Origin of the sequence: Chitinophaga pinensis DSM 2588, from assembly GCF_000024005.1 — a bacterium.
In the GTDB taxonomy this organism is placed as follows: Bacteria; Bacteroidota; Bacteroidia; order Chitinophagales; family Chitinophagaceae; genus Chitinophaga; species Chitinophaga pinensis.
In genome coordinates, this window is the sequence record NC_013132.1 from 4,591,532 (window position 1) to 4,604,204 (window position 12,673).

The window sequence follows — 12,673 nt, forward strand, 5'->3', positions numbered from 1 at the left end:
CCTTCATTGATATATGGAAATTGGAATTGACAGCTTTGCGGCGAGGTTCAGTGATAATGCGGCCGCTGCATTGAGTGACAGGGATGCTATGCTCCAGTTACTTGAGCGAATGGAACACGCAGACAAATCGGACCTTGACGTATTTGGCATCGGTGAACATCACCGTAAGGGCTTCCTGGACTCGGCGCCTACGCATATTCTTGCGGCAGCAGCCTCCCGGACTAAAAAGATTAAACTTGCCAGTGCTGTGACAGTACTGAGCGCAATGGATCCGGTACGTGCATTTCAGAACTTTGCCACCCTTGATCTGATCTCCGACGGTCGTGCAGAAATGGTCGTAGGACGTGGCTCGTTCACAGATGCTTTCCCGTTATTCGGATTCAACCTGAACGATTATGATGACCTGTTTTCGGAGAAACTGGACTTGTTACTGGAGATCCGCGATAAGGAATTCGTAACCTGGTCAGGTAAGTTCAGACCCGCGATGAAGAATCAACCCGTATACCCACGCCCATTGCAGGAAAAACTTCCTATATGGCTCGGGGTAGGCGGTACGCCACAGTCTTTCGTACGCGCCGGCGCATTAGGTCTACCACTGATGGTAGCGATCATTGGAGGGGAAACACATCGTTTCCGTCCGCTGATCGATCTCTATCGCGAAGCCGGAAAACGTGCAGGACATGCGCCTGAAACACTCACCGTTGGTTTACACTCGCTTGGATACGTTGCAGAAACAACAGAAAAAGCAATAGAAGATTTTTATCCGGGTTACGCTGCCAGTATGACGAAAGTAGGTAAAGAAAGAGGATGGCCACCGGTAACAAAACAACATTTCATTGCCCAGAATGGCCCTACGGGCGCCCTGCTGGTAGGAAGTGCAGAAGAAGTAGCAGAGAAGATAGTGCGTCACGCGAACGCATTGGGAGGCGTCTCAAGACTGACCTTCCAGATGGATTCCGCGGAAGTACCACATGACAAACTGATGAACGCAATTGATCTGATAGGTAACAAAGTCAAGCCTTTGGTAAACGCATAATGCCAGAAGAGGCGTCCGCCACAAGCGAACGCCTCTTTTATTTTTATTCTGCTTTCAGATGTTTTACCGGATTACTAAGTGCAGCCCTCACTGCCTGATAACTCACCGTCAGAAAAGCGGCAACCAATGCAAAGAGTCCCGCAATTGCAAACATCCAACCGCTTACAGGAATATGATAAGCAAAACCACTTAACCATTTATCCATCGCCCACCAGGCCAGCGGACAAGACACCAGTATCGCAATCAGCACCAGCTTGATGAAATCGCGCGATAATAACAATGCTATATAAGCAGACGAAGCCCCCAACACTTTTCGGATACTGATCTCCTTCTTTCTTAGTTGCGCACTATAGGCTGACAGTCCAAACAAACCCATACAGGAAATGAAGATGGCAAATGCCGCAAAGGTCTTAAAGATGCTACTCATCTGATTCTCGGAAGCATACAGCCGGTTCAGTTTGTCATCAATAAAAGTATAGGTAAATGTGCCTCCCGGCGTCAATGCTGTAATACGTTCTTTCATATATGTCAGCGCCGCAGGTATATGCCCCGGTTTTATCTTCAACAGCAGGTAGTTCGCACGATAAGGATCATATTTTATCACCAAAGGATCTACCGGTGTATGCAAGGATGCAAAGTTGAAATTCTTCACCACGCCGACTACAGTACCTGTATCTCCATCTGCGATAAACTGATGTCCTACGGGAGACGTAAGATGATATGCCTTTACCGCCGACTCATTGATGATAAACTCTTTCTGTTTGATATCCGGCATCTGATTATAGAAATTCCTGCCTTCTATCAAAGGGATCTGAAGGGTCGATAACAGGCGTTCATCTGACCACATAATACGGCTGTTGTCAAATTCCTCTTTGTCGGTAGCCGATAATGGCTGAAATGGCTGCGAACTGAACCTGTCTCCCGGCAGTGTGGATACGATAGAGAAATCAGCAATATCGGGTGAGCGTTTGATATCATCGATCAGTGAGCCAAAGCGTTGCCACATCGGCCCATATATCGTAATACCCGCTACCTGTTCCCTGTCAAAACCAAGGTCTTTGTTATGAAAGAACCTGATCTGACGATAGATAATCATGGTGCTGATGATCATAAAAACAGATACCACGAACTGAAAAATGACCATTCCTTTTCTCACATTATCCACCTGTGTACCGGGCATGTTTTTACTCCGCAATGCTTTTACAGGATGGAAATGGGCCACATGCCATGCCGGATATCCTCCTGCCAGCAACGCAATAAATATGATCAGTAAGAGTGTGATGCCAAGTCCGGCAGGCGTGAGGGCCTGATGCAGATAAAAGGGGCGTTCCGCAATACTGTTATAGAAGGGAATTGCTGCTTTAAACAATAGAAATGCCAGTACGGTAGCGAGTAAGGTCGTGAGTAGTGATTCGCCCAGGAATTGTGCGATTACCTGACGGTAAGTAGCGCCGATTACTTTACGCATACCTATTTCCCGCATCCGGCCGAATGCCTGCGCTGTATACAGGTTGATAAAATTGACAGCTGCCACTAAGAGGATGAACAATGCGGCCAGCGAGAATATCTTTACATAGGCGACATCGCTGTTCGGATACATTTCTTTTTCCAGACGTGAGTGCAGGTGAATGCTTGTAATCGGCTGGATGTTTATCTCTCGGTCGGCCAGTATCTCTTCACGGGTAGTATTACTTTCTTCATAAAATTTTGCGGTAAAGTCTTTAAGACCTGCTTCCACCTGCTTTGCTGAACTGGCTTTATCCAGCAGGACATAGTTATAGAAACCGTTCCATGTTTTGTTAGATAAAGAGCGTTCATCCAGGAAATGATGGATGGTGGACATAGACAGCAGATAGTCAAACCGGAGGTGTGTCGGGAAATTGTATTCACGGATCACACCGGTGACTTTCAGCGGAATATTGTTGACATCATCCTGTAGAATCTTTCCCAGCGGGTCAGCCTCACCAAAGTATTTGCGGGCCATTTTGTCCGTGAGAATGATGGATCCAGGGGTATTTAATGCGCTGTTCTTATCGCCGGCCAGAAAATCAATGTCGAATACAGCTGTAGCGGCCGGGTCGGCAAAGAAACCACCTTTCTCTTCGAATTTTACCTGATTACCACCAGCATCGGTGTAGCTCAGCACCTGGAAGGGGTAGGGTCTGTGGAAGCTGACGGTGTTTTCTACCTGAGGGAAAAACTGTTTGAAGGCATCCGCTGTAGTAGGAGCGGTTGCTGCCCAGCTACGGGCATTGTCGCCCTTACCGGTCTGGGTCACACGATAAATACGGTCCGCTTTGGCAAACCCCTTATCATAACTGAGTTCCTGCCTTACATGAAATATGATCAGCAGGGCGCAGGCCACACCCAGGGCTAGTCCGGTGATATTAATGACAGAGAAAAGCTTATGCTTCCAAAGGTTTCTCAGCGCTATTTTAAGGTAACTTTTAAACATATGCCACAATGAATATACTATACCTCAGCTAAGTAAATGCCGGAATATTAAGTGGCTCATAACTAGCAGTTTAATGTTTTCCGGAAGAACCAAAATGTCCGTTTTTAGTACAATATCCGTTCACTTTTATAAAATCTCGATGTAGTTCGGTAGTTTTGTGACGGATTTCAACCTATAGACGAACATGAAGAACTTATTGATAACCGGACTGGCTCTGTTATTTAGCCTGATGAGCTATAGCCAGAATACCTGGACGCTTAAACACGATAAAGACGGAATTAAGATCTATACTAAAACGATAGAGAATTCCGATTACAAGGGCATCAAAGTAAAATGTTCATTGCCAGCTACTTTGACCCAGTTTACCGCTGTCATTATGGATGTCAACACCGCAGGAGAGTGGTTGTATGCTACTAAATCAAGTACGCTGCTGAAACAGGTATCTCCGGCGGAAGTATACTATTATTCCGAGGTCAGCCTGCCATGGCCACTTAATAACAGGGATTTTATCTGTCACTTACATGCCAGCCAGGATCCGCATACCAGGGTGGTGACCATCGACGGACCGGTAGTGCCTGATTATATGCCCGCTAAAAACGGGATCGTGCGTGTGACACAGTCCTCCGGTAAATGGATTATTACCCCTAATGGCGGTAATGTAGATATCGAGTATACATTGGAAGCAAACCCCGGTGGTAACCTTCCTGCATGGCTGGTAAACCTGTTTGTGACGAAAGGCCCGATGGAGTCTTTTAAGAAACTGAAAGAGCAGGTGAACAAACCACAGTACAAAAAAGTACAGTATGCGTTCATTAAGAACTAAGGACGAATAAGGTATTGAAAGGGGCTTTCGCTGATGGCGGAAGGGCTGGTTAAGTAATAAAAGGAAAGGGGAATCAATATTGCTTCCCCTTTCCTTTTTTATGGTAATAATATTACTCGAATTTCTTTCCTTCAACAGCGCCTACATAAGTACCCTGTATTGGTCTGCCTGCTACCGTGATATTGAATTTAATCGTGTAGATCTCTTTCTCTCTGGTCACATTCAGTGTGCCTGCTGTAACGCCGGTGATCTCCGTTCCTTCGCCATAGATGCCGCTGGGTGTATATCTTACATATGATCCGAAGAAGTTCTTCTTTTTGTCATAGTTGATGTTAGCGCGTACCATGTAAGTATAAGTCTCTGAAAAATACAGGCTATCCACAGATATCTGTACGGAGTTCTCAACATACTCCGGCGCCTGTGGCTTATTTGTTATCACGAGACCATCCCTGCCTGTCCAGTAGGCGTAATCGGCCGCATAAGTTTTCCCCTCAATGGTATAGGAACCACCGATAGCAGCAGGATTGGTATCATTCTTATCGTCTTTTTTACAAGCTACCAGGATAGTGGTAACAGCGAACAGTAATACAGCGAGTTTTTTCATAGGTATATATGGTTTTACGTCTGTTTTTAGCTGACAGACAAGTTTTGCGCTGCAAATATATCGTTTTATTTAATATAAAGGAGGCCGGTTTACAAACATGCTATGGATATAGCTTTATTCAGGGGCGAAGATGTCCTCGATTTCGGCCGCTGCAGCTGCATCTTCCATGTGTATGGCTGCTTTCCTTGCTGCCTCGGCCAGATCTAAGCGGAGCTGGGCCGGTGGTAATAAGGTGATTTCCTGCATAGCCAGGGAGAAGGAGGCTGTGGCGATAGGATGTTGTTTGTCAAAAGCGAGTGCCAGATGATAGATCATGGTGACCGTATCACCTCCAAACCGTCCCATGTCACGAGAGGCCGCTAATACGAGTTGCAGGGTTTCCCAGGCTTTTAACGGCTCTCCGTTTTTAAGATACAGGCGACACAGCATTTCCTGTGCATATGTTCTCCTGGAAATACGGGTATCCAGTTGTGCGATGAGCTGATAGGCATAGATCTCCCCGGACAGGTTTTTTAACAATTCTTCATAATACAGCAGTTCATTAGCATCCTCAGTGGTCCATTGGGTTTGTTCTGCTTTCCATTGGTCTACAAACTCCCGTAGCACCTCTTTTTCATCCAGTTTGATAGCCACATCTATTTTTTTCTCAAGCGTGTCGAGTGAGTTATCGAGCCTGCGTTGAACGAACTTTTCCCAGTTCAGCAGGGCTTCCGGAGTGATATGACAGGCTTCCCTGGAATCGCCGGCAATAGCGTAAAATATCTTTTTCAGTTTTGAGTTTTTGGCATTGTCCACCATATCGTATGTAGCAGCAATACCTGCGGATACCAGGAATTCGTCATCGAAGCTGCAAGAAGTATCAAAATTGGCTCTTTTAGCAGCGGTGAACAGCCAGGCATTCTCCGGATTTTTAAACCGGGTCAACAGGGCAGCGTTCAACAGCAGGGTTTCTTCGATACCCTGGAAAGGATCGCTTTCTGCCAGCTTGATTTCCTGCCGGAATAAATCTTGTAATATCGGTTCATCGGTAGGAAGAGGGGCGTGCTTAATTGCTGTAAGCAATTTTGATCTTTTCTGACGATGCAGGTCACAGTCCTTTTCATTTTTCGATCGCTTGAAAAAGAACGTTTTCAATGGAATCTTACCAGCACGGACGTCATTCAGGGTATCAATATGTTTTTGGAGGATTTGCACAGCGTTGCTTTTATAGGAATTGATCTTCGGGGGAATTTTCATAATAATGCCATCCCCGATGTTGTCTCAGGTGTATGTAATTAAAAAGGCTTTCAGAATGAAAGCCTTTTTAATTACATATTGTTATACAACTGCTGCATCTCACTCGTCATCTGATCATAGATCGGCTTCGTGAACTGCATAAAGAGTTCTTGTGGCGGGGGAGGGGCAATGTCTTCGCCGCCCATCAGGCTTTTATCCTGGTCGCTGAGTGCGCGTTCATCACCTTTATAAAATCCCCACTGATTCACCCAGGTAAAGCTACCAGGTAGTCTGTCAGTACGGATGATATTACCGTTTACTGCGTCCAGCAGCTGATAGTCCAGCACACCTTTAGAGATAACGGTCGCTTTATTGACGTATACTTTTGCCTTTACGGTAGCGTAACGTTTGATCGTTTCTTTACCAGTACTGTCTTTCACGGTAGATACGACGATCTCTTTGGAAACCTCTCTTTCGGAGCGGTCTACGTAAGTCTGCCCAACTACGAAGTCATAAAAACGCATTTCCAGGAACTGGTCAGGTTGTATCCTGTTGGATTTGGCGATACGCTCGTCGGTAAATTGTACGAAGCGGTTGATATTACGTTGCTGGAGGTTTTTGATCAGTATTTCTCTGAACTGGTCAGCGCTGAACTGATAGTAAGGAGAGCGTACATCGATCTGTCTGATGACTACATTAACGGTGCCTCTTGCGAAGGCTTCGTCTCTGAGTTGTGCCGCATTGCGGTAATTCGGAATGAGGGTCAGGGCTGCCTGAAACTCGTCAAATGCTTGTCTGGCGGCGGCTTTATCTCCCTGATCGAGGAGGGAGGCGCCACGGTCATATCTTACCTGTGCCGCATTTTCCTGGGCGCCGGTAATAGCATTGCGATAATCTTTAGGTTTAACGATGGCCAGTGCCGCAGGGCAAGCCTGTATCGCATCGTATAAGCGCTGGAGGCTGCGGTATTCGTTGCGTACATACTCCCATTTCAGCTGGTCGTTGGAGCTCAGGAAACCGGTGACTTTATCTTCATGAAGGCGTCTGGCCTGTGCATAGGCATCCGGAAGCAGTTGTAATGAGGTGGTGTTTGTAGGTTTTTTCTGCAGTTTTTTTACAAATACAAGAACGGCTTCATCATACCGTCCTTTATTGTACAATTTCTCCCCGTTTTTACAGGAGAGGATAAATAGGATAGGTGCTATCAGCCACCAGAAACGGTTTTGCATATAATCTGTAGTGTATTTTTATTTCAGGAATCTTCTGATCTCCCTGTCCGTTTCGCGTTGCTTGATACTATCTCGTTTGTCATGCAGCTTTTTACCTTTACCCAGTCCGATTTCGATCTTAGCCAGGCTTTTATCGGTAATAAAGATGCGCAGGGGAATGATGCTGTAGCCTCTTTCCTTGATCTTGTTCTCAAGTTTTCTAAGTTCCCGCTTGGTCAGCAGTAACTTACGTTCACGAAGGGGATCATGATTAGAATATGTGCCGTGTGTATATTCAGATATATGCAGGCTTTTAACAAACAACTCTCCTTTGGAAAAATAGCAGAATGAATCGTTGAAGCTCACGCGGCTACCACGGATTGATTTAATTTCCGTTCCTGTCAACACCATGCCGGCAATATACTTATCCTCTATTGCGTACTCGAAATATGCCGATCTGTTCTTGAGTTCTGCCATCGTATGAAAAATTAGGAATTAGGAATTAAGAATTAAGAATTGGGCTGTTTGAATGGGCCCGATTGGTAGATTCCGGTGTTCCTAAGTCAGGAAAAAATTAAGAATTAAAAATTAAGGATTAAGAATTGAGCGGTGTGAATTACCTCAATTGATATATCCTACATTTTCATAATTCTGTTTTTGTGGTTAATAATGAATGAATTTATACTTATAAAATTAGGAATTAAGAATCAAGTGTTAAGAAATTTGCCTCAGCAACAATTCTTAATTCTTAATTCCTAATTCCTAATTGAAATTCCTGGTGCTTAGTTTTTAAATAACTCCAAAAGTACTGCCAGACGCTGTTTCATCTCCTTACGGTCGATGATCAGATCCAGGAAACCGTGTTCCAGCAGGAACTCAGCGCTCTGGAAACCTTCAGGCAGGTCTTTCTTGATAGTTTCTTTAATAACGCGCGGACCGGCGAAACCGATCAGTGCTTTTGGCTCCGCAATGTTCAGATCACCCAGCATTGCAAAGGAAGCTGTTACACCACCTGTGGTTGGATCTGTCATCAGGGAGATATAAGGCAGCTTAGCTTCTGCCAGCTGCGTCAGTTTTGCGGAAGTTTTAGCCATCTGCATCAGGGAGAAGGCGCTTTCCATCATACGGGCGCCACCTGATTTGGAGATGACCATCAGCGGCATCTTGTTCGCGATACAGTAATCAATGGAGCGGGCGATCTTTTCACCTACCACTGAACCCATGGAACCACCGATGAAGGCGAAGTCCATACAAGCCACTACCAGGTTGTTACCCAATACCTGACCTGCACCTACACGCATGGCATCTTTCAGACCGGATTTCTTCTGAGCCTCAACGAGTCTTGCACCGTAAGGTTTCAGATCCTTGAATCCGAGGAAGTCTTTCGGATAGATATTATCAAACAGCTCTTCGAATTCGTTGTTGTCAAATAGAATTTCGAAATACTCTGCCGAATTGATGCGATTGTGGTAATTACACTTGTCGCATACATAAAAGTGCTCTTTCAGATCTTTTACTGTAGAGGTTTTTTTGCAGCTAGGACATTTGTGCCACAACCCATCCGGCGCTTCTTTCTTCTCACTTGTAGACGTTTGAATGCCTTGTTTAATGCGCTTAAACCAGCTTGACATATTGTGCTATTAGGTTACAAAATAGTTGTGCAAGATACAAATTATATTAACTTCCAAAGTATGCGAAAGGTAGAATTATAATTAAAGTATCTGGCTACCAATAATTTGATAGGAAAGATATATATATAACTGCTATAATAAAAATACAATTACAAAAAAATCCTCAGGAATGACTTCCTGAGGATTCATAATTTGTCCCGCTTCCGGAATTATGCGTTTCTGTTTACGCAATTCAGGTCAGCGAAAGCTTCTTCCAGGCGCTTAACGAAGGTTTCTTCACCTTTACGCAGCCAAACGCGCGGATCATAGTATTTTTTGTTTGGCTTATCCGCACCTTCCGGGTTACCCAGCTGAGCCTGCAGATAATCTTTCTTCGCTTCGTAGAAATCATGGATACCTTCCCAGAATGCCCACTGCATATCTGTATCGAGGTTCATTTTGATTACACCATAACCCAGGGATTCAGCGATCTGGTGTTTTGGAGAACCGGAACCACCATGGAATACATAGTAGATTGGTTTTGGAGCAGTACCGAGTTTCTGCTGTACAAATTCCTGGCTGTTGTGCAGGATCACAGGACGCAGCTCAACGTTACCCGGGCTATAAACACCGTGTACGTTACCGAAAGCTGCTGCTACAGTGAAACGGCTACCTACTTTAGACAGGTTTTCGTAAGCATAGAACACTTCTTCCGGCTGAGTGTACAGTTTGTCGTTCTCAACACCTGAGTTGTCAACACCATCTTCTTCACCACCGGTTACGCCCAGTTCGATTTCGATGGACATACCCAGTTTGTTCATTCTTTCGAAATATTTAACGGAAGTCTCGATATTCTCGTGAATTGGCTCTTCGGAGAGGTCCAGCATGTGGGAACTGAACAGTGGCTGACCAGTCTGTTTCATGAATACTTCACCTGCATCCAGCAAACCGTCGATCCATGGTAACCATTTTTTAGCAGCGTGGTCAGTGTGCAGCACTACTGGTACGCCGTAGTATTTAGCTACTTCGTGTACGTGTTTTGCACCAGAGATTGCGCCTGCAATATTTGCCTGCAGCTTGTCATTCGGCATTCCCTTACCGGCAAAGAACTGTGCACCGCCATTAGAGAACTGAATAATAACAGGTGAATTTACTTTGGCAGCGGTTTCCAGTACTGCGTTTACGGAATTGGTACCCACCACGTTAACAGCAGGCATTGCGAATGCATTAGTCTTGGCATCATTGTACAGCGCTTCCAGCTCTTCGCCGAATAACACGCCAGCTCTGTATTTTCCCATAGCTTTCGGATTGTTTTACATTTAAGGATGGCAAATATAAGTACTAAAGATTAACTATTATAGCACAATTACGAATTATCAATAACGAATTACGAATTAAAATGGCATTTTTCTCGTAATTTTTTATTATTTATTGACAATTATACAATAGTTTCCATAATTCCTGCAGATATCCTGCGGCTTTTCCCAGCCGGCTGCCGTACCAGGAAAACATTTCTCCATCCACCAGCTGGATACGTGCCCCCGGCGCTATCGCTGCCAGTTCCGCCATATGTTTCTCTTTAAAAGGATAGGGCTCCGATGACAATAATATCACCTGACAATCGGATGATAATATTTTTCCGGCATCCACTTCAGGATACCGCGCACTTCCCCCAAATACATTTTCCAATCCGCAATAATCCGTCATCATATGATGTATAAAGGTATCTCCTCCGGCAACCATCCAGGGATCCCGCCAGATAAAATAGGCCGTCCGCAGTTTGTGGCCCGAATGTAAAATTTTCTGTAAATCGCTGAATCTGAGTGTGATATCATTCGTTATTTGCAAAGCCTGTTCATGTCTTCCGGTGATTTCTCCTACCTGTGCTATCATCTTCAGTGCATCCTCCAGGGTATGAATATCGCTGACCCAGACGGGTACCCGTTCCATGAGGTATTGAATATCAGCGGCCGTATTTTCCTCCTTATTGGCAATCACCAGGTCAGGTTTGAGCGCCAGGATTTCGTCCAGATGCAGCTGTTTGGTACCGCCAATCCGCTGCTTTTTCCGGAACCATTGCTCCGGATGTACACAGAATTTTGTGATACCCACCACCTCCTTTTCCAGTCCGAGGTCATACAACAGTTCCGTCTGCGAAGGCACCACCGATATAATACGACGAGGCGGGAAGGGTATTCCCACTTCCCGCCCCAGCTGGTCTGTGTATGTATGCATCTCCTGCATCAGCTGCCTAATGCCTGGATGATATCGTACTTCGTAACGATATGCGCTTTGCCACTTTCGTCTTTGCTGATCACCGCGCCGTTTTCCTTATTGATGTAAGCAGATAGTTTCTCTATCGGCATATCCATACTCACTTCCGGAAAAGCGGCCTGCATCACCTGCTTGATCTGCGCATCCTTCAGGTTCGCATCATCGATCAGGCGGTTAAAAAGACCACCTTCTGAAATCGCGCCAACGATCTCGTTATTATGTAACACCGGCAGATGTTCGATATCAAATTTCTTCATCTTGATGATCGCATCGCTCACTTTCTCCTCCTGACTGATCGTCACCAACGGCTGATTACGACGGCTGTTTACCACATCCTTCACTGTTTTCACATCCAGGAAGCCGCGCTCCATCATCCATTGGTCATTATATACCTTGCCTACGTAACGGCTGCCATGGTCATGGAAGATCACCACTACCACATCCGTAGGTTTCAGGCGGCTTTTCAGCTGTATCAGTCCTGACAAGGCAGAACCGGCAGAGTAACCAACGAAGATGCCTTCTTCTTTTGTAATACGGCGGGCCATAACAGCGCCATCTTTATCGGTCACCTTTTCAAAATGATCGATCAGGCTCATGTCATAGTTCTGCGGCACGAAATCTTCCCCGATACCCTCCGTAATATAAGGGTATACCTCGCTCATATCGAGTTCGCCGGTTTCGTGGTATTTCTTCAGCAGGGAACCATAACTATCGATGGCCCATACCTGTATATCCGGATTTTTCTCTTTCAGGAATTTGCCCGCACCGGTAATAGTGCCACCCGTACCGGTAGCTACGACCAGGTGGGTGATTTTCCCATCTGTCTGATCCCAGATCTCCGGGCCGGTCTGCTCATAGTGCGCATCACGGTTGGCCAGGTTGTCATACTGATTCACATAAAATGAATTCGGAATCTCGGTGGACAGTCTGCGGGACACAGAATAATAAGAACGCGGATCATCCGGTTCCACATTCGTCGGACAAACGATCACTTCAGCGCCAACAGCTTTCAGGATGTCTACTTTTTCCTTCGACTGTTTATCTGTTGTCGTAAAAATACATTTGTACCCTTTTATCACGGCTGCCAGTGCGAGACCCATACCGGTATTACCGGAGGTGCCTTCTATAATGGTACCGCCGGGTTTCAGCAGGCCTTGCTTTTCTGCTTCTTCTACCATTTTTACGGCCATGCGGTCTTTAATAGAGTTGCCGGGGTTAAAGAACTCAACTTTCGCGAATACCGGGCATGGGAGGCCGGCTGTTACGCGGTGCAGTTTCACAAGTGGAGTGTTGCCGATCGTTTCGAGGATGCTGTTGCAAAATTTCATATAGATCTTGTTGGACAGTAGCGAATGTAAGGAATTTCCCTTTTTCGGGATCGTACGGGGCATCCTTATAAATGGATCGCTCCGGCGGAGATGTCCCGTATATGCGTCGTATATACGCCC

General features: G+C 45.6%; 11 protein-coding genes. 2 read left to right on the forward strand and 9 right to left on the reverse strand.

Annotated elements, in window-relative coordinates:
* Positions 1-13: 13 nt before the first annotated feature.
* Positions 14-1,036 (forward strand): LLM class flavin-dependent oxidoreductase, encoded by a 1,023-nt coding sequence (locus tag CPIN_RS18155; protein ID WP_012791292.1) that lies wholly within the window; start codon positions 14-16, stop codon positions 1,034-1,036.
* A gap of 43 nt (positions 1,037-1,079) precedes the next feature.
* Here CPIN_RS18155 and CPIN_RS18160 read toward each other — a convergent pair whose 3' ends face one another.
* The gene (locus CPIN_RS18160; RefSeq protein WP_012791293.1) at positions 1,080-3,491 is read right to left on the reverse strand and encodes an ABC transporter permease; all 2,412 of its coding nucleotides are present in this window, start codon (positions 3,489-3,491) and stop codon (positions 1,080-1,082) included.
* A 184-nt stretch (positions 3,492-3,675) separates the two neighbouring features.
* Between CPIN_RS18160 and CPIN_RS18165 the strand changes: the two genes are divergently transcribed.
* Positions 3,676-4,314, forward strand: a complete 639-nt coding sequence (locus CPIN_RS18165; protein WP_012791294.1) for an START domain-containing protein — start codon at positions 3,676-3,678, stop codon at positions 4,312-4,314.
* A 112-nt stretch (positions 4,315-4,426) separates the two neighbouring features.
* On the opposite strand, the gene CPIN_RS18170 is transcribed toward CPIN_RS18165, so the two are convergent.
* The 8 genes from CPIN_RS18170 to CPIN_RS18205 all read right to left on the reverse strand — a co-directional run bounded on the left by CPIN_RS18170 (position 4,427) and on the right by CPIN_RS18205 (position 12,553).
* Positions 4,427-4,918, reverse strand: a complete 492-nt coding sequence (locus tag CPIN_RS18170; RefSeq protein ID WP_012791295.1) for a hypothetical protein — start codon at positions 4,916-4,918, stop codon at positions 4,427-4,429.
* A 114-nt stretch (positions 4,919-5,032) separates the two neighbouring features.
* Positions 5,033-6,112 carry a hypothetical protein gene (locus CPIN_RS18175; RefSeq protein WP_148230590.1) on the reverse strand — a complete coding sequence of 360 codons (1,080 nt, stop codon included), beginning with the start codon at positions 6,110-6,112 and terminating at the stop codon, positions 5,033-5,035.
* A gap of 113 nt (positions 6,113-6,225) precedes the next feature.
* Positions 6,226-7,362, reverse strand: a complete 1,137-nt coding sequence (locus CPIN_RS18180) for a tetratricopeptide repeat protein (protein WP_012791297.1) — start codon at positions 7,360-7,362, stop codon at positions 6,226-6,228.
* 18 nt (positions 7,363-7,380) lie between these two features.
* The gene (gene smpB, locus CPIN_RS18185; protein WP_012791298.1) at positions 7,381-7,818 is read right to left on the reverse strand and encodes an SsrA-binding protein SmpB; all 438 of its coding nucleotides are present in this window, start codon (positions 7,816-7,818) and stop codon (positions 7,381-7,383) included.
* Between the two features lie 305 nt (positions 7,819-8,123).
* Positions 8,124-8,972 carry an acetyl-CoA carboxylase, carboxyltransferase subunit beta gene (gene accD, locus CPIN_RS18190; protein ID WP_012791299.1) on the reverse strand — a complete coding sequence of 283 codons (849 nt, stop codon included), beginning with the start codon at positions 8,970-8,972 and terminating at the stop codon, positions 8,124-8,126.
* A gap of 209 nt (positions 8,973-9,181) precedes the next feature.
* The gene (gene fbaA, locus CPIN_RS18195; RefSeq protein ID WP_012791300.1) at positions 9,182-10,249 is read right to left on the reverse strand and encodes a class II fructose-bisphosphate aldolase; all 1,068 of its coding nucleotides are present in this window, start codon (positions 10,247-10,249) and stop codon (positions 9,182-9,184) included.
* Between the two features lie 130 nt (positions 10,250-10,379).
* Entirely contained in the window at positions 10,380-11,186 is an 807-nt protein-coding gene (locus tag CPIN_RS18200) for a helical backbone metal receptor (protein ID WP_044221869.1), read from the reverse strand.
* Positions 11,187-11,194: 8 nt separating this feature from the next.
* Positions 11,195-12,553, reverse strand: a complete 1,359-nt coding sequence (locus CPIN_RS18205) for a pyridoxal-phosphate dependent enzyme (RefSeq protein ID WP_044221871.1) — start codon at positions 12,551-12,553, stop codon at positions 11,195-11,197.
* Positions 12,554-12,673: the final 120 nt, after the last annotated feature.